Genomic DNA, 16,403 nt, shown 5'->3' on the forward strand with positions numbered 1-16,403 from the left:
CAGCAGTTCCTCCCGCTCACCCGAACGAGATCACCAGCGCAACGAGGAGCAGCAGCGACAGCACCGCCTCCGCGGCCCCGACCCGCGTAGCCCGCACCCGGCCGAGAGCGGGAACGGCCAGCGCACGGACCAGGCACACCGCGAAGAATCCGGCGATCCAGGGGCCCAGTACGACCGCGACCCCCACGGCTGCCGCGTGGTAGCAGCCCGAGGCCCGTCGATAGGCGGTGCTGTTCCGCTCACGGATCATGGTCTTGACGTAGAGGATGGTGCCCGCGAAGTAGAGCAGACAGGCCAGCGCAGGGCGCCAGGCATCCTCGAACCCGCCCCCGCCGAGGAGCAGCGCGACCGGGAGCATGCCGCACGCCGGGACGACGGCCACGAGCCCGTTGATCAGGGCGCGTTCCCGGTTGCGCCAGGCGTACCAGCAGTTCAGGGCGAGCAACGGTGCGGCGCAGGCCGCGGCGAGGAGCAGCCGGGGCGCGTGCACGGCGAGGGCGGCGCCGAGCGGCACCAGCGCCGCCGTGAGGACGACGGCCGGCCGGGTGTGGCGGGCGGCGGCCCTGGGGTTGCGGGAGTTGCGGCGCAGCCGCAGCCACTGCTGGACATGGAAGACGGCGAGGTAGCCGAGCAGCCACGCGAGCAGCAGCGGGACGTGCCACGGCGTCGGTCCGCCCAGCAGCGTGCCCGCCAGAAACGGCACGACCAGCATCGCCCAGGCGCCGTGCTGGTTCGGCAGCCAGCGCCGTACGGCGCGCGAAGACATGTCCGCTGTCCAACCTTTCGAGCCGCCGTACGGGCGCGGCCCGTCCTCAGCCTGTCATCCGCTCAAGGGCGGAGATCCGGCCATTGGTCCCGGATCGACAGGACCTTCGCCCTTTCGCCGCTCCCTTCGCTGCTCCCTTCGCCGTTCTGGCTCACCCCGCCGCCCCGATCCGGCGCGCCAGGACAGCGGGAGCGGGTCGGGCGCCGGTCGGGAGGGAGGAGGGGGCTGGGAGGGGGCGCGGCCCGGCCGGGACGTACCCGGGCGCAGTCAACGCCTGGTCTGCTCCTGGCGGCTTGACGCGGTGTGGCGGGTGGACGTGGTGCGGCCGCTTGCCGTGGTGCGGCGTGGTGACGTGGTGCGGCGGGTCGCCCAGGCGTACGTGGCCGCCGTGATGAGGAACACGCCCATGACGGCGGCCGGAGCGGCGGCCGTCACCCAGCCCGCGTCGCCGTCCGGGCCGGCGACGGCGTGCAGGACCGCGACGGCCACGGCGGCGGCCACGCCGCAGCCCACGACGGCGGCCACGACGTGCCGGGAGCGACCGGGGCCGGCCGGGGGCGGAACGTGGCCCAGCCGCGCCCAGTGGCGTGCGGTCTCCCGCGCCTCGCGCCTGCGCTGTACGGCGGCGTCCAGGCGCAGTGCGGTCGTGGCGGTGGCGCCGACGGCGGCCGCGACGCACGGCGTCCACCACCCCTCGGCCACGAGCAGCAGCAGCGCGAGTGCGCCGGTGCCGGCCCAGCCGGTCACGCAGGCGGCCGCTGCGATGCGCCGGGAGTCGGGCCGGTCGGCCCCGGCCCGCAGGTCGGCGAGGGCCGGCAGGTACCAGACGCAGCCGGCGGCGGTGAGCGCCGCGGCTCCCAGCGCGGCGACGGCGTGCGACACGGCCTACCTCGCCGCCGCTTCCAGACCGGGGGCCCCGGCGGTCCCGGCGACCTCGGCCGCCCCGGCGATCTCCGGGTGGTGCAGGTCGAACGCCGGGGACTCGCTGCGTATCCGGGGCAGGGAGACGAAGTTGTGCCGGGGCGGCGGGCAGGAGGTCGCCCACTCCAGTGAACGGCCGTAGCCCCAGGGGTCGTCGACCTCGACCCGCTTGCCGTACTTGGCCGTCTTCCACACGTTGTAGAAGAACGGCAGGATCGACAGGCCAAGCAGGAACGATCCGATCGTGGACAGGGTGTTGAGGGCGGTGAAGCCGTCCGCGGCCAGGTAGTCGGCGTACCGGCGCGGCATGCCCTCGACGCCCAGCCAGTGCTGCACGAGGAAGGTGAGGTGGAACCCGACCGTGAGCGTCCAGAAGGTGATCTTGCCGAGCCGCTCGTCCAGCATCTTGCCGGTGAACTTCGGCCACCAGAAGTGGAAGCCCGCGAACATCGCGTACACGACCGTGCCGAACACGGTGTAGTGGAAGTGCGCCACCACGAAGTACGAGTCCGACACGTGGAAGTCCAGCGGCGGCGCGGCCAGGATGACACCGGTCAGACCGCCGAAGAGGAAGGTGACGAGGAAGCCGACCGTCCACAGCATCGGCGTCTCGAAGGAGAGGCTGCCCTTCCACATGGTGCCGATCCAGTTGAAGAACTTCACCCCCGTGGGCACCGCGATCAGCATCGTCATGAAGGAGAAGAACGGCAGCAGCACACCACCGGTGACGTACATGTGGTGGGCCCACACGGTCACGGACAGGCCCGCGATGGCGATGGTCGCACCGATCAGGCCCATGTAGCCGAACATCGGCTTGCGGCTGAACACCGGGATCACCTCGGAGACGATCCCGAAGAACGGCAGCGCCAGGATGTACACCTCGGGATGGCCGAAGAACCAGAACAGGTGCTGCCACAGCAGCGCCCCGCCGTTGGCCGCGTCGAAGACGTGGCTGCCGAACTTGCGGTCCATCTCCAGGGCGAACAGCGCCGCGGCCAGCACCGGGAAGACGATCAGGACGAGGAGCGCGGTGAGCAGCACGTTCCAGGTGAAGATCGGCATGCGGAACATGGTCATGCCGGGCGCGCGCATGCAGACGATCGTGGTGATGAAGTTGACCGCTCCGAGGATGCTGCCGAAGCCGGACAGCGCCACGCCCATGATCCACAGGTCGGCACCGAGCCCCGGCGAATGGACGGCGTCCGACAGCGGGGCGTACAGGAACCAGCCGAAGTCGGCGGCCCCGCCCGGCGTGAGGAAGCCGAACGCGGCGATCGAGGAACCGAACAGGAACAGCCAGTACGCCAGCATGTTCAGCCGGGGGAAGGCCACGTCCGGGGCGCCGATCTGCAGCGGCATGATCCAGTTCGCGAAGCCGGTGAACAGCGGCATCGCGAACATCAGCAGCATGATCGAGCCGTGCATCGTGAACGCCTGGTTGAACTGCTCGTTCGACATGATCTGCAGACCCGGACGGGCCAGCTCGGCCCGCATCATCAGCGCCAGCACGCCGCCGACGATGAAGAACACGAAGGCGGTGACGAGATAGAGCGTCCCGATCCTCTTGTGATCGGTCGTGGTCAGCCACTCCACCCATGCCGGCCGTACGACGCCGCGCTCCACCCGGCTGCCCGCCTCGCCGGCCGAGTCCGCGGCCGGCGCCGCCTGCTCTCCCGGCCGCACTGCCGCCGCCTGCTGTATCCGCACCTCGTCCACCGGACGGTGCCCTCCCCATCTGCTCGGTTCATCGACGCAACGACGAGCCCGGAGGTGCTCCGGTTGAGGAAACGGACCGGCCCTCCCGGCCGCCGCCCCATGATCGCCGCAGCGGTACGGGGTCCCCATAGGGCCGAACAGTCCCTGCGGGGACCTCCGAGTAGGGCCCAACAGCCCGGGACCTCTTCCTGGGAGAACGGTGACCGAGGCCCCTTCCGCCGGGTGGATCTGTGACCCTACGTGCGGTCCCGCAGGGTCGCACGGGCCGCACGGGCCGCACGGAGCCAGGTGTCCTTGGCCCGGGCGAGGGCGTGGAATTCATCCGGCCGCTTGCGGATGAATTCGTTCTGCCGGTCCCGCTCCACCCGGCTCGATTCCTCGACGTGACGTGTCTTCTCCTTGCAGTGCACCTCGGTTGCAGCGCATGACGTACTACGTGCTGGCGACCCGGGCGCGAAGTGAGCTGCACCTCGCCCATGAGGGAGGGCGGCGAGGAACCACCTCTGCTCGCCGCCGTGGGATCACACGACGCGCTGCGCGGTCGAGGAGCGGAGACACTCACACGTCCGGGGGAAACCCGACGCTGATGAACCGGGCGTCGCCGCCGCACGTATGCCCTGTTCGTGGGAGGATCCGTCACCGTGAGCGCGTCGCCGGCGGTACGGAGTCTGCGCGCCGCGGTGTTCGCCGCGGTGTGCGTGCTTCTCGCGGCCGCCGGGCACGGGCTCGCCATGGGCACGATGCCACCGCTGTGGGCGGACGGTGCCGGGTTCGTCGGGGTCTTCGGGGCCGGATGGCTGCTCGGCGGCCGGGAGCGGTCCCTGCCGGGGATCGGTGCGACGATGCTTGTCACACAGGTGGGGCTGCACTTCGCCTTTGACGCCGCGCGGGCCGGGGCGGGCGAGCCCGGCGCACCGCACTCGTTCTCCTCCATGGCGTCGATGCCGATGCCCGACGAGGGCGGCATGCGCACGGCCTCCACGCAGGTCCATGCCGCGGCCGCGCTCATCGATTCCCACGCCCTGACCTCGCATGCCGCGGCCGCCCATGTGCTCGCCGCGCTGGTCGCGTCCTGGTGGCTGCGGCGCGGGGAGGCCGCGCTGTGGTCGTTGCTGCGCCGGGCCGTCGCCTTCGTGCCCGCGCTCGCGGCCTGGTGGCGCCACGCGCCCGCCCCCGCGAATGCCCAGGCCGTCCGCCGCCCCCGCACCGCGACCGCGGCGCGCCGGCTCCGCCGGCTTCTGCTGCGGCACGCGGTGAGCAGGCGCGGGCCGCCGGCCCGGATCCCGTACCCGGTCTGAACCGACACCGCACACCCCCCTCTCGTACGGAGATCCACTCACCCATGTCCACGACACGTACTGCCACCGCCACCGGCCTGCTGCGCCGCGCCGGCATCGTGACCGTGCTCGCCGCCGCCGGGATCCTCACCGCGGCGGGCGTCGCCTCCGCGCATGTCACGGTCCACCCCGAGGCCTACGCGAAGGGCGCCACGGACGGCCTGCTCACCTTCCGTGTGCCCAACGAGGAGGACTCGGCGAGCACCACCAAGGTCCAGGTGTACCTGCCCACCGACCACCCGCTCCTCGGCCTGCTCGTCACCCCGCAGGACGGCTGGACCGCCAAGGTCACCAACACCAAGCTCAAGACGCCGGTCAAGACGGACGACGGGACCATCACCGACGCCGTGTCCCAGATCACCTGGACCGGCGGCAGGATCGGACCCGGCCAGTACCAGGACTTCAACGTCGCCTTCGGTCAGCTTCCCGAAGACACGGGCCAGTTGACCTTCAAGACCCTGCAGACCTACTCCGACGGCAAGGTCGTCCGCTGGATCGAGGAACCCCAGGGCGGCGACGAGCCCGAGAACCCGGCGCCGGTCCTGAAGCTCACCGCCGAGGGCAGTGAGGCGAAGCCCGCCGCGTCGGCGGCCGACGGCACGAACTCCGGGCAGGCCGCCTCCGCCGCGTCCACGAGCTCGTCCTCCAGTGACTCGACCGCTCGCGGACTCGGGATCGCCGGGCTGGTCGTAGGGGTGCTCGGTCTCGCCGCGGCCGCGTTCGCCGTCGTACGGACGCGGTCGCCGCGGTCGTAGCACGGCACAAGACGGCACAGCAGGGCACAGCAGGGCACAGCACGGCACGGCACGGCGCAGGGCCCGGATCACATCCCCCGTGATCCGGGCCCTGCGTCATGCCTGCGACGTCACGCGGCCCGGGCGGTCTCCAGCAGCGCGTCCTCGACGGAGGCCTCCAGGATCCCGTCGACCTCCCGGCCGACCTCGGCGGTCACCGCCCGCATACGCGAACTGCGCCACAGCCACAGAACGTCCCGCCCGAACGACCACACCAGCAGCACCAGAGCCAGCAGCACCACACCGAAGTTCGCCGCCTCCGGCAGCAGGTCCGCGCCCGCCACCAGCAGGAGGACGCCCTGGAGGGCGGCCACCGTCTTGCGGGCGGTGCTCGGCGGCAGTGGCGCGTTCAGCCAGGGCAGGGCGCGGGCGGCGGCGGCGAAGGCGTAGCGCATGCCGCCGATCAGCAGTACCCACGGGCCGAGGTCCATCGAGACGTAGACGCTCAGCACCAGGATCAGGAAGGCGTCCACCTCCATGTCGAAGCGGGCGCCCAGCGCCGTGGACGTGCCGGTGCGGCGGGCCACCTTGCCGTCGACACCGTCCAGGATCAGCGCCACCGCCGTCAGGCCGACCAGCACCGACACCGGCGGTGAGCTCTCGAAGGAGTCCGCGACCAGGGCCGTCACACCGCCGACGAGAGTGGCCCGGCCCAGGGTGACCCGGTTGGCCGCGCCGAAGTTGCGCAGCCTCGACCGGTGCAGTGCCCGGGAGAGCACCGCCCAGGTGGCGACGGCGAAGACCAGGCCGGTCACCCAGCCGGCTGGTCCCATGCCGATCGCCGTGCCGAGCAGGGCCAGCAGCAGGATCTGGACGCCCGCTCCCACAGCGGTCTCCTGCAGAGCCGGCCTCGCGTCGTAAGTGTTGTTCAGGGCCACCGCACACCCTCCGGCCGAGTGACAGAGTCGATCAACGCCGCGTACGTTGTGCGCGGCCTGTGCACACCTCGGTACGTGAACAACTTCCCGATCGTTCAGGAGGACGCTCGATGAAACGCTCTGCCCGCGCCTTCTGGCTCAACTCGCCCGGTCACGGCGAGATACGCGACGTGAGCCTTCCGGACCCCGGCGAGGGGGAGGTCGTCGTCCGCGCGCTGTACTCCGGGGTCAGCCGGGGCACGGAGACACTGGTGTTCCGCGGCGGGGTGCCCATCAGTCAGCACACCGCCATGCGGGCGCCCTTCCAGGAAGGGGACTTCCCCGGGCCGGTGAAGTACGGCTACCTCAGCGTCGGGGTGGTGGAGGAGGGGCCGGAGAACCTGGCCGGGCGCACCGTGTTCTGTCTCTATCCGCACCAGAGCCGCTACGTCGTCCCGGCGAGCGCCGTCACCCCGGTGCCGGCCGGCGTGCCCGCCGAGCGGGCCGTCCTCGCCGGCACCGTCGAGACGGCCGTGAACGCGCTGTGGGACGCCGCTCCCCTGGTCGGCGACCGGATCGCCGTGGTCGGCGGTGGGATGGTCGGCTGCTCGGTGGCCGCGCTGCTCGCCCGGTTCCCGGGCGTGCGTGTCCAACTGGTGGACGCCGACCCCGCCCGCGCCCGGATCGCCGAGGCGCTCGGCGTCGGCTTCGCCCGGCCCGAGGAGGCCCTCGGCGACTGCGACCTCGTCGTGCACGCCAGCGCCACCGAGCAGGGCCTCGCCCGCGCCCTGGAACTGCTCACCGCCGAGGGCACGGTCATCGAACTGAGCTGGTACGGCGACCGGCGCGTCGCCCTCCCGCTCGGCGAGGCCTTCCACTCCCGCCGCCTGGTCATCCGCAGCAGCCAGGTCGGCACCGTCTCCCCGGCCCGCCGCACCAGCCGTACCTACGCCGACCGGCTCGCCCTCGCCCTCGACCTGCTCGCCGATCCGGCACTGGACGCCCTCGTCACCGGGGAAAGCGGGTTCGAGGAGCTGCCGGAGGTCATGCCGAAGCTGGCCTCCGGGGAGATCCCGGCGCTCTGCCACCGGGTCAGGTACGAGGACGCGCCGGAGTGAGTGGGGGGCCAGCCGTTCAATCCGGTACGACAAGAGCGCCTGACCTGAGAAAAGAGTGAGAGGCGGCTGAACAACGGGAAGTGTGGAGCCGTACTACACGGCATCCCCCCGGCAGGGATCAGCCGGGGGACCAGACGCGCCGCACCTGGAGGGTCGTCCGTTGTTCAGCATCACCGTCCGCGATCACATCATGATCGCCCACAGCTTCCACGGCGAGGTGTTCGGACCCGCGCAGCGGCTGCACGGAGCCACGTTCCTCGTGGACGCCACCTTCCGGCGCGAGCAGCTGGACGACGACAACATCGTCGTCGACATCGGACTGGCCACCCAGGAACTGGGCGCCGTCGTGAGCGAGCTGAACTACCGCAACCTCGACAACGAGCCCGACTTCGCCGGCATCAACACCTCGACGGAGTTCCTGGCCAAGGTCATCGCAGACCGGCTCGCCGAGCGGATCCACAAGGGCGCCCTGGGTGAGGGCGCCAAGGGACTCGCCGGCCTCACCGTCACCCTCCACGAGTCGCACGTCGCCTGGGCAAGTTACGAGTGTGCCCTGTGACCGAGCTGACCGACCTGCCCGGGGTCACGGGCACGACCGGGGCCACCGGCATGAATGACATGACCGTCACGACCGGCAAGACCGTCACAACCGATATGACCGTCACGACCGGCATGACTGGCACGACCGGCAAGACCGTCACAACCGGTATGACCGTCACGACCGGCATGACTGTTCCACCGGCCTCGGCCCTCGCCTACCTGCCCGCGCAGCGCGCGGGCTCGGAGAACGTCGGGATCATCCCCATGTCCCTGCACACCGTGCACTTCGTCCTGCCGGGCGGCGTCGACGACCCGGCCACGCCGAGCGGCGGCAACGCCTACGACCGCCGCGTCAGCCTGGACCTGCCCGGCTTCGGCTGGCAGGTCCGCCCGCACGCCGTGGACGGCAGCTGGCCCCGGCCCGGCGCCGAAGCCCGTACGGAACTCGCCCGCATCCTGCGGGAGTTGCCCGACGGTGCCGTCGTCCTCCTGGACGGGCTCGTCGCCTGCGGCGTCCCCGAGATCGTCGTCCCCGAGGCGCAGCGGCTGCGCCTGGCCGTCCTCGTCCACCTTCCGCTCGGCGACGAGACCGGGCTCGAGCCCGCCGTGGCCGCCGAACTGGACGCCCGGGAAAGGGAGGTGCTGCGGGCGGTCCCCGCCGTCGTCGGCACCAGCGACTGGGCGGTCCGCCGCCTCGTCTCCCACCACGGCCTCGCCCCCGACCGGGTGCACGTCGCCGTGCCCGGCGCCGACATCGCGCCGCCGGCCCCCGGCACCGACGGTGTCTCGCGGCTGCTGTGCGTGGCCGCCGTGACCCCGCGCAAGGGACAGCACCGGCTGGTGGAGGCCCTGGCCACGGTCACCGACCTGCCGTGGAGCTGCGTGTGCGTCGGCGGGCTGACGCAGGACCCCGCGTACGTCGCCCAACTGCGCGCCCTGATCGGCAGGCACGGCCTCCAGGACCGCTTCCACCTGGCCGGACCGCGGGCCGGTGCCGACCTGGACGCCAGTTACGCCGCCGCCGACCTGCTGGTCCTCGCCTCCTACGCGGAGACCTACGGCATGGCGGTCACCGAGGCGCTCGCGCGCGGCATCCCCGTACTGGCCACGGACGTCGGAGGCGTTTCCGAGGCGGTCGGCCGCGCCCCCGACGGCGGGGTACCCGGCATCCTCGTCCCGCCGGAGGACCCGGCGGCCCTCGCCGCCGAGCTGCGCGGCTGGTTCGGCGAGGCCGACGTGCGGCGCCGGCTCAAAGCCGCCGCCCGGGGCCGGCGCGCCGCGCTCGACGGCTGGGCGACGACCGCCCGCAGCCTGGCCGGTGTGCTGGGCCGGCTGCCGAAGGAACCGCGGAGGGCGGCATGAGGAAGACGACCACTTCGACCGGCGCCGGGCGGCGCGGCGGACGGATACCGTCACAGCCGGGACCGTGCGACGCAGCGGAGGCGGCGGACGCGGGGCCGCAGACCACTGAAGCGGCCGGCGGGGCAGGTTCCGCCCCGGCCCTGCCGTCCGTGCAGCGGGTCGCGTCGGCGGCCCAGTTCACCGGAAAGGACGCGTCGGCCATGGCGGAATCCGCTCTGCATGCGCACCCCGGCCCGCAGGACGCCGCCTCCCCGGCGACCCCGGAGCCCCCGACGAGCCCCTCCGGGCCGGTGATCCCGGGTTCCGGTCCGGCCTCCCGTCCCGGGGAGCGGGCCACCGTACGGTTGCGGGAGGACGGGCCGGAGGAGCCGCCCCGGTACGCGCCCGAGTGGTTGCAGCTGCGGGAGGTGGCGGACGCCGCGGCGCGGGCGACGGAGCTGCTGGACCCGCTGCGCATCCGGCTCGCCAATCTGCCGAACCTGCACGGCGGGCTCGTCGTGCACGATCTGGGCTGCGGCACCGGCTCGATGGGCCGCTGGCTCGCCCCCCGGCTGGACGGCGCCCAGCACTGGATCCTCCACGACCGCGACCCCTACCTGCTGCACTTCGCGGCCGTCGGCGCCGCGCGCGCCGCCGCCGACGGGAGCCGCGTCACCGTGGAGACGCGCCGCGGCGACGTGGCCCGGCTCACCCCGGACGCCCTGGCGGGGGCGTCGCTGGTGACGGCGTCGGCGCTGCTGGACGTCCTCACCCACGAGGAGATCGCCACCCTTGCCGCCGCCTGCGCCGGAGCCGGCTGCCCGGCTCTGCTCACGCTGTCGGTGGTCGGCCGTGTCGACTTCACCCCGGCCGACCCGCTGGACGCCGAGATCACCGAGGCGTTCAACGCCCACCAGCGCCGCGGCGGTCTGCTCGGTCCCGACGCGGTCGGCGTGGCCTGCGAGGCCTTCGGCGAGCGCGGCGCGACCGTGCACGTGTTCCCGAGTGCCTGGCGGCTCGGCCCGGACCAGCGCGAGCTGACCGCCCAGTGGCTGCGCGGCTGGGTCGGCGCGGCGGTCGAGGAACGGCCGGAGCTCGGGGAGCGCGCCGACCGTTATCTCACCGAGCGTCTGGAGGCGTGCGCGGCGGGCGAGTTGCGGGTCGTCGTCCATCACAGCGACCTGCTGGCGCTGTCCCGGCCCGCGGGCGGTGCCGCATGAGCGTGCAGGCGGCGGACGTCCTCATGGTGCGTGCGGACCGGGAAGACCGGGAAGACCGGGCGGAATCCGGAGCCTTGGGCGCGCCGGCCGCCTCCGGGACATCGGCCGCCTCCGGGACATTGGCCGCCTCCGGGGCGTCGGCCGCCTCCGGGGCGTCGGCCGCCTCCTCGGCACCGGCCGTCGCCGGTGGCCCGCGCCGGTTGCTCGCGCGCCTCAACAGCCGTGCCCTGCGCACCCACTTCGGCACCGTCGCCGGGGTCGCCATCCTGGCCGTGCTGCTGTGGCGGCTGGGCACCGGCGTATTCCTGGACGGGCTGCGCCGGATCGACGCGCCCACGCTGCTCGCGGCGCTCGGGATCGGGCTGGTCACCACGGTGTTCAGCGCCTGGCGCTGGCAGCTGGTGGCCCGGGGCCTGCGTATCCGGCTGCCGCTCGGCGCGGCCGTGGCCGACTACTACCGCGCGCTGTTCCTGAACGCGGCGCTGCCCGGCGGAGTGCTGGGCGACGTCCACCGTGCGGTGCGGCACGGGCAGAGCGCCGGGGACGTCGGCCGCGGCGTGCGGACCGTGGTCCTGGAGCGGGTCGCCGGGCAGATCGCGCTCGCCGTCACGGGAGTCGCGGTCCTGCTGACGCTGCCCTCCCCGGTCCGGGCCCAGGCCCGGCACCTCGCGCCCCTGGTCGGCCTCGCCGCCGTGGGCGCGCTCGCCGTGGTCCTCGCCCTGCGCATGAACCGTGCGGCGCCGTCCCGCCGGGGACGTGCCCTGCGCCGCACCCTGGGCGAGGCGCGCGAGGGGCTGCTGTCCCGCCGCAACGGACCGGGCGTAGCCCTGTCCTCCGTCGTCGTCCTGGCCGGGCACGTCGCGATGTTCGTGGTCGCCGCCCGGGTGGCCGGCTCCGAGGCGTCGGTGTCCGTGCTGCTTCCGCTGGCGGTCCTCGCCCTGGTCGCCATGGGACTGCCGCTGAACGTCGGCGGCTTCGGCCCGCGCGAGGGCGCCACCGCCTGGGCGTTCGGCGCCGCCGGACTCGGCGCGAGCACCGGACTGGCCGTGGCGGTGGTGTACGGGGTGCTGAGCTTCGTCGCCGCCCTGCCTGGCGCTCTCGTCCTGGCCGCCCGCTGGTGGGCCGGCGCACGCGCCGGGTCCGGCGCCGTGGCGGCGGACCCGGAACCCGCCCACGCGGCCGGACACGCCTACCCGGGCGAACCGCCCGTCCCGGCCGCCTCGTCCACGTCCGACGTCAGCAACGAGAAATACGGTTCGAAGGACGCGGCCAGGCTCGCCAGCAACTCCCGCCCCTTTGCGGCGGAGCCCAGGGAAGGACGGCCGATGACGCCCGATTCGGTATAGGCGGACATTCCGACGGTGAGGAGATGGCGCCGGTCGTCCGCGGTGAAATCGGCGGACTCGTAACCGGCCCGGACCATTTCGGGATGAGCGTGCAGAAGAATGGAGGTCTCGATTTCCCCCGCATGCATGTCGGTGAGCAGCGAGGTGTGCACCCCGGCCCGTTCCCGGGCAGTCTCCCAGTCCTCCGCGGCCGGGAACAGCGCGATGTGCTCGCCGCGTGCGGAGGATTCCTGGACCACGTTGCCCAGCACATAGTTTCCGCCGTGCCCGTTGACGACCACCAGGGCCTCGACACCGGAGCGGCGCAGCGAGTCCGCGATGTCCCGTACCACCGAATGAAGGGTCACGGAGGAGATGCTGACGGTTCCCGGCCAGGCCGCGTGCTCGTGCGAGCAGGAGATCGTCACCGGCGGAAGGAGGTGCACCGGGTACGCGCCGGCGATCTGGCGGGCGATGGCACAGGCGATCAGCGTATCGGTCGCCAACGGAAGGAACGGGCCGTGCTGTTCGAAACTCCCCACCGGCAGGACCGCGACCTGTCGTGAGCGGTCCGCCCCTCGATTCCGTACGTCCTCCGTGGTGTCCGCCGGCCACAGATCATATGCCGTCGGGTGTGTCGGGCGCGTTCCCGAACCACTCATTGTTTTCAGGCCTTTCGTCTCTGCTTAGGATCCAGATCATGACAGAAAACCTCGGCGTACTCGGCAAGAAGTCCCCACGGCGCACGGGCGTGGAACGCGTTGTGAATGCCCCGCTGCCCACCGTGTACGGGAAATTCCAGGCGGTCGGCTTCATGGACCACGACCGCGGCGACGAGCAAGTGGCCCTGGTCCACGGCGACATCGGCAGTGAGCGTGTCCTGGTCCGGCTGCACTCGGAGTGCCTGACCGGGGACGCCTTCGGCTCGCAGCACTGCGAGTGCGGCGACCAGCTCGCCGCCGCGCTGCGCGCCGTCGTCGCCGAAGGCAGCGGCATCGTCGTCTACTTGAGGGGCCACGAGGGCCGGGGCATCGGCCTGCTGGCCAAACTGCGGGCGATGGCGTTGCAGGCGGAGGGCCTGGACACCGTCGAGGCCAACCTCGCCCTCGGACTGCCCGTCGACGCCCGCGACTACGGTGTCGCCGCCCGGATCCTGGAAGACCTGGGGGTGCGCTCGGTGCGCCTGATGTCCAACAACCCGCTCAAGCGCGAGGCGCTGGTGCGGCACGGCATCCAGGTCGCCGAGCAGGTGCCGCTGCTGATCCCGCCGTGCGAGAGCAACATCACCTACCTCCGCACCAAGCGGGAGCGCATGGACCACCACCTGCCCCACCTGGACGCGGTGGCCCACCTGTCCTGAGGACGGGGCGCCGGCAGCGGGCTCAGCCCACGACCGCCTCGTGCAGCAGCCGTTTCAGCTCCGGGTAGATCTTCAGGGAGCGCTTCGGGCGGACCTGGGTGAGGAACTGGCAGGTGAGATCGCGGCCCGGGTCGATCCAGAACGTCGTCGTCGCCACTCCGCTCCAGCCGTAGGTGCCGGTACCTGCGGGGGCCTGGGTGCGAGTGGGGTCGGTGACGACGGAGACGCCGAGACCGAAGCCCACGCCCTCGTTGCCGGGTTCGTCGTGGGCCGGGCGGCTGCCGTAGGAGCGCAGGTCGGCGTTGCCCGGGAGGTGGTTGCGGGTCATGAGGTCCACTGTCTCGGGGGCGAGCAGACGGGTGCCGTCGAGCTCGCCGCGGCGGCGCAGCAGTTCCATGAAGCGGTGCAGGTCGTGGGCGGTGGCAACCAGGCCACCGCTGCCCGACAGGAGGCGGGGGCGGCCGCGCAGCGGCAGGCCGGGGATCGGCTCGATGCCGCCCTCGCCGGTCTCCCCGTACAACTCGGCCAGCCGGCCCGCCTGTTCGTCCGCGACGCGGAAACCGGTGTCGGTCATCCCGAGCGGCCCGAGGATCCGCTCGGCGAAGAAGACGTCCAGCGGCTGCCCGGACACCACCTCCACCACCCGGCCCAGTACGTTGCTGGCCACGGAGTAGTTCCACTGCGTGCCCGGATCGAACTGCAGCGGCAGGCTCGCGTACACGTCCATCGTCTCGGCCAGGTCCGCGCCCCGCGGCACGGAGGACTCCAGTCCGGCCGCGCGGTACAGGGCGTCGACGGGGTGGGCGTGGTAGAAGCCGAAGGTCAGGCCCGCGGTGTGGGTGAGCAGATGCCGGATCAGGATCGGTCCGGCGGCGGGGCGGGTGGTGACCTCGTCGCCGGAGCCGCTCACGTACACCCGGGGGGCGGCGAAGACGGGCAGGTGTCGCTCCAGCGGGTCGTCCAGCGACAGCCGCCCCTCCTGCACCAGCAGCAGCGCGGCGACCGCGGTGACCGGCTTGGTCATGGAGTAGATCCGCCACACCGTGTCGCTCTCGACGGGCAGGCCGGCCGCCACGTCCCGCCGGCCGTGGGTGGTGAAGTGCGCGATCCGCCCGCCCCGCGCGACGGACACGAGGAAGCCGGGCAGACGTCCCTCGTCGACGAGCCGGGTGAGGTACTGGTCGAGGCGGTCCAGGGTCTTCCCGTCGAGCCCGGCCTCGCCCGGCTCGACCTCCTGTCGCAGCTTGGCCATGGCTTTCCCTCCGGTCCGGTCCCTGTCGCACGAGGACCACTGCGGCCTACCCCGGCCCGTGCCCCCTCAGACTTCATGGTCGCGCAGGGACGTCCGCACGGTCCTCCGGCTCCGCGGCCTGATGCCCCGTGACCTCCGGCCGGGGGATGTCCACGCCGTCCGGCGCTGCATCCCTCCCGGGTGCGGGTTGGTCCGGTTCCTGCCGGGCTCCGTTCCGTCCGGGCCGGGCTGGGTCCGGCTCCTGTCCGGCTCCGTTCCGTCCTGGTCCGGCTTCGGCCGGCTCCTGCCCGGCTCCGTTCCGCCCAAGCCCGATGGGAGGCCGGCTCCGTTCCGCCCAAGCCCGATGGGAGGCCGGCTCCGTTCCGCCCAAGCCCGATGGGAGGCCGGCGCCGGCCCGGCAAGGAGCGTCCGGACAGCGCGCCGGCCACGGCCACCCCGGTGAGCATCACCAGTGCCGGGAGGCCCGGGCCGCCGGGGCCTCCCGAGGGGTTCGGGCCGCTTGCCCCGCCGAGGCCCCACAGCACCGTGGCGGCGGCCACGCCCAGCGCCGGGCCGATGTTCATCGCCGTCTGCTGCAGTCCGCCCGCCACGCCTGCCGAGGCGACCGCCGCCTCTCGTACCACGACCTGCGTGGCCGCCACCATCACCGTGCCGAAGCCGGCCCCGAGCAGTGCGAATCCGCCGCACAGGGCGAGAGTCCCGGCCGCCCGGGCGAGCACCAGGACGCCCACCGCGAGGACGGCCATCGCCGCCACCGCCGTACGACGGGCCCCGGCACGGCGCAGCAGCACCGGGCACACCGCTGCGGCGAGCACCATCAACACCGCCAACGGCAGGCTGCGCAGCGCGCTTTGGAAAGGGTCCAGGCCCAGAGTGTCCTGCAGTACGTAGGTGGCGACGAACAGCGTGCCGGACAGGGCGGCCGACGCGGTCACCAGCATCACGAGCGCAGACCGGACGGCCGGCGAGCCGATGACGTCCGGTGGCAGCAGAGGGTCGGCGGTACGACGCTCGTGCCGGACGAACGCGGCCCCGGCGACGACGGCCGCGACCGGTCCCGCCCAGCCCGGATCCGGCAGCGCGACCAGCGTGTGCACCGCGCAGCCGAGCGCCACGGCGAGCAGCAGCGCGCCGGGCAGGTCGAGCCGGGCGCGGACGGCTCCGGCCTGCTCGTCGCGTACGCCCGTGCGCTCGTACCCGTACTCCTGTTCCTGTTCCTTTTCGTGCCCGTGTTCGTGCCCGTGCGAGGCCTGGGGCCGCTTCCGCGTGGGGAGCGCGAGGGTGAGCGCGCCGAACGCAAACGCAGGCCCGACGTTGAGGAAGAACACGGATCGCCAGCCCAGTCCGGTCACCAGCGCCCCGCCCACCAAGGGACCGGCGGCGGCCGCCACCCCGATCGCGATCGTCCGCACGGCGATGGGCATGCCGAGCCGGTCGGGCGGGAACGCGGCACGCAGCATCCCCAGCGTGGCCGGCTGCAACAGTGCCCCGCAGACCCCCTGGGCGACACGCAGGGCGATCACCCAGCCGACGCCGGGCGCCAGGCCGATGCCCGCGGAGGCGGCCCCGAAGCCGAGCATCCCGACGGCGTAGAGGCGCCGGTGCCCGAACCGGTCGCCGAGCCGTCCGGCGAACACCAACAGGGCGGCCACCGCGACGAGATACCCGGTGCTGGTCCACTGGACCTGGGCGAAGGAGGCGCCGAACTCGCGTCGCAGGGTGGGCTGCGCGACGGTGAGGACCGTGCCGTCGAGCGCGACGATCGTCGCGCCCGCCACGCTGCTCGCGAGCGCCACCGCCCGCGCGCCGTTCACCGCCTGCCGACCCTCCACCGTCGGCCGACCGTTCACCGGCCG

The 16,403-nt window shown here is 73.0% G+C and carries 14 protein-coding genes and 2 pseudogenes; 8 read left to right on the forward strand and 8 right to left on the reverse strand.

Annotation, left to right across the window (positions count from 1 at the left end):
* Positions 1-16: 16 nt before the first annotated feature.
* From ACH4UM_RS35525 to ACH4UM_RS35540, 4 genes are all read right to left on the reverse strand, one after another.
* Complete coding sequence (locus ACH4UM_RS35525; RefSeq protein ID WP_398188733.1) at positions 17-766, reverse strand: YwiC-like family protein; 750 nt, start codon at positions 764-766, stop codon at positions 17-19.
* Positions 767-1,033: 267 nt separating this feature from the next.
* On the reverse strand, positions 1,034-1,648 hold the full coding sequence (locus ACH4UM_RS35530; protein WP_398188736.1) for a hypothetical protein: 615 nt from the start codon (positions 1,646-1,648) through the stop codon (positions 1,034-1,036).
* A gap of 3 nt (positions 1,649-1,651) precedes the next feature.
* Positions 1,652-3,280, reverse strand: a complete 1,629-nt coding sequence (gene ctaD / locus ACH4UM_RS35535; RefSeq protein WP_398188879.1) for a cytochrome c oxidase subunit I — start codon at positions 3,278-3,280, stop codon at positions 1,652-1,654.
* A gap of 359 nt (positions 3,281-3,639) precedes the next feature.
* On the reverse strand, positions 3,640-3,813 hold the full coding sequence (locus ACH4UM_RS35540) for a hypothetical protein (protein WP_398188739.1): 174 nt from the start codon (positions 3,811-3,813) through the stop codon (positions 3,640-3,642).
* A 231-nt stretch (positions 3,814-4,044) separates the two neighbouring features.
* Here ACH4UM_RS35540 and ACH4UM_RS35545 point away from each other — a divergent pair, with 231 nt between their 5' ends.
* Together ACH4UM_RS35545 and ACH4UM_RS35550 are read left to right on the forward strand one after the other, a co-directional pair.
* The gene (locus ACH4UM_RS35545; protein WP_398188742.1) at positions 4,045-4,701 is read left to right on the forward strand and encodes a hypothetical protein; all 657 of its coding nucleotides are present in this window, start codon (positions 4,045-4,047) and stop codon (positions 4,699-4,701) included.
* 44 nt (positions 4,702-4,745) lie between these two features.
* Positions 4,746-5,495, forward strand: coding sequence for a YcnI family protein (locus ACH4UM_RS35550; protein WP_398188745.1), 750 nt, complete (start codon positions 4,746-4,748; stop codon positions 5,493-5,495).
* Positions 5,496-5,605: 110 nt separating this feature from the next.
* Here ACH4UM_RS35550 and ACH4UM_RS35555 read toward each other — a convergent pair whose 3' ends face one another.
* Complete coding sequence (locus ACH4UM_RS35555; protein WP_398188748.1) at positions 5,606-6,412, reverse strand: CDP-alcohol phosphatidyltransferase family protein; 807 nt, start codon at positions 6,410-6,412, stop codon at positions 5,606-5,608.
* A 110-nt stretch (positions 6,413-6,522) separates the two neighbouring features.
* Between ACH4UM_RS35555 and ACH4UM_RS35560 the strand changes: the two genes are divergently transcribed.
* From ACH4UM_RS35560 to ACH4UM_RS35580, 5 genes are all read left to right on the forward strand, one after another.
* A complete protein-coding gene (locus tag ACH4UM_RS35560) occupies positions 6,523-7,509 on the forward strand; it encodes a zinc-binding alcohol dehydrogenase (RefSeq protein ID WP_398188751.1) in 987 nt (328 codons plus the stop codon).
* 160 nt (positions 7,510-7,669) lie between these two features.
* Positions 7,670-8,068 (forward strand): 6-pyruvoyl trahydropterin synthase family protein, encoded by a 399-nt coding sequence (locus tag ACH4UM_RS35565; RefSeq protein WP_398188753.1) that lies wholly within the window; start codon positions 7,670-7,672, stop codon positions 8,066-8,068.
* Between the two features lie 149 nt (positions 8,069-8,217).
* A complete protein-coding gene (locus tag ACH4UM_RS35570; RefSeq protein ID WP_398188882.1) occupies positions 8,218-9,411 on the forward strand; it encodes a glycosyltransferase family 4 protein in 1,194 nt (397 codons plus the stop codon).
* Between the two features lie 200 nt (positions 9,412-9,611).
* Positions 9,612-10,610 (forward strand): methyltransferase domain-containing protein, encoded by a 999-nt coding sequence (locus tag ACH4UM_RS35575; RefSeq protein ID WP_398188756.1) that lies wholly within the window; start codon positions 9,612-9,614, stop codon positions 10,608-10,610.
* A gap of 23 nt (positions 10,611-10,633) precedes the next feature.
* On the forward strand, positions 10,634-11,956 hold the full coding sequence (locus tag ACH4UM_RS35580) for a lysylphosphatidylglycerol synthase transmembrane domain-containing protein (RefSeq protein ID WP_398188885.1): 1,323 nt from the start codon (positions 10,634-10,636) through the stop codon (positions 11,954-11,956).
* Here ACH4UM_RS35580 and ACH4UM_RS35585 read toward each other — a convergent pair.
* A pseudogene (locus tag ACH4UM_RS35585) lies at positions 11,839-12,597 on the reverse strand (creatininase family protein); the annotation flags it as partial. The gene ACH4UM_RS35580 and the pseudogene ACH4UM_RS35585 sit on opposite strands and share 118 nt — an antisense overlap.
* Before the next feature lie 38 nt (positions 12,598-12,635).
* On the opposite strand from ACH4UM_RS35585, the gene ribA reads away from it, so the two are divergent.
* Positions 12,636-13,295 (forward strand): GTP cyclohydrolase II, encoded by a 660-nt coding sequence (gene ribA / locus ACH4UM_RS35590; RefSeq protein WP_398188759.1) that lies wholly within the window; start codon positions 12,636-12,638, stop codon positions 13,293-13,295.
* A 22-nt stretch (positions 13,296-13,317) separates the two neighbouring features.
* Here ribA and ACH4UM_RS35595 read toward each other — a convergent pair whose 3' ends face one another.
* Together ACH4UM_RS35595 and ACH4UM_RS35600 are read right to left on the reverse strand one after the other, a co-directional pair.
* Complete coding sequence (locus ACH4UM_RS35595) at positions 13,318-14,547, reverse strand: serine hydrolase domain-containing protein (protein WP_398188762.1); 1,230 nt, start codon at positions 14,545-14,547, stop codon at positions 13,318-13,320.
* Between the two features lie 347 nt (positions 14,548-14,894).
* Positions 14,895-16,361, reverse strand: a pseudogene (locus ACH4UM_RS35600) (MFS transporter); the annotation flags it as partial.
* Between the last annotated feature and the right edge of the window lie 42 nt (positions 16,362-16,403).

Origin of the sequence: Streptomyces sp. NPDC020801 (assembly GCF_044334385.1) — a bacterium.
Lineage (GTDB): Bacteria > Actinomycetota > Actinomycetes > Streptomycetales > Streptomycetaceae > Streptomyces.

What these genes read in the sequence shown, in the direction of transcription:
- ACH4UM_RS35525 (WP_398188733.1), bottom strand. Translation starts at nt 766, where the DNA reads ATGTCTTCGCGCGCCGTACGGCGCTGGCTGCCGAACCAGCACGGCGCC.
- ACH4UM_RS35550 (WP_398188745.1), top strand. Translation starts at nt 4,746, where the DNA reads ATGTCCACGACACGTACTGCCACCGCCACCGGCCTGCTGCGCCGCGCC.
- ACH4UM_RS35560 (WP_398188751.1), top strand. Translation starts at nt 6,523, where the DNA reads ATGAAACGCTCTGCCCGCGCCTTCTGGCTCAACTCGCCCGGTCACGGC.
- ACH4UM_RS35570 (WP_398188882.1), top strand. Translation starts at nt 8,218, where the DNA reads ATGACCGTCACGACCGGCATGACTGTTCCACCGGCCTCGGCCCTCGCC.
- ACH4UM_RS35575 (WP_398188756.1), top strand. Translation starts at nt 9,612, where the DNA reads ATGGCGGAATCCGCTCTGCATGCGCACCCCGGCCCGCAGGACGCCGCC.
- ACH4UM_RS35580 (WP_398188885.1), top strand. Translation starts at nt 10,634, where the DNA reads ATGGTGCGTGCGGACCGGGAAGACCGGGAAGACCGGGCGGAATCCGGA.
- ribA (WP_398188759.1), top strand. Translation starts at nt 12,636, where the DNA reads ATGACAGAAAACCTCGGCGTACTCGGCAAGAAGTCCCCACGGCGCACG.
- ACH4UM_RS35595 (WP_398188762.1), bottom strand. Translation starts at nt 14,547, where the DNA reads ATGGCCAAGCTGCGACAGGAGGTCGAGCCGGGCGAGGCCGGGCTCGAC.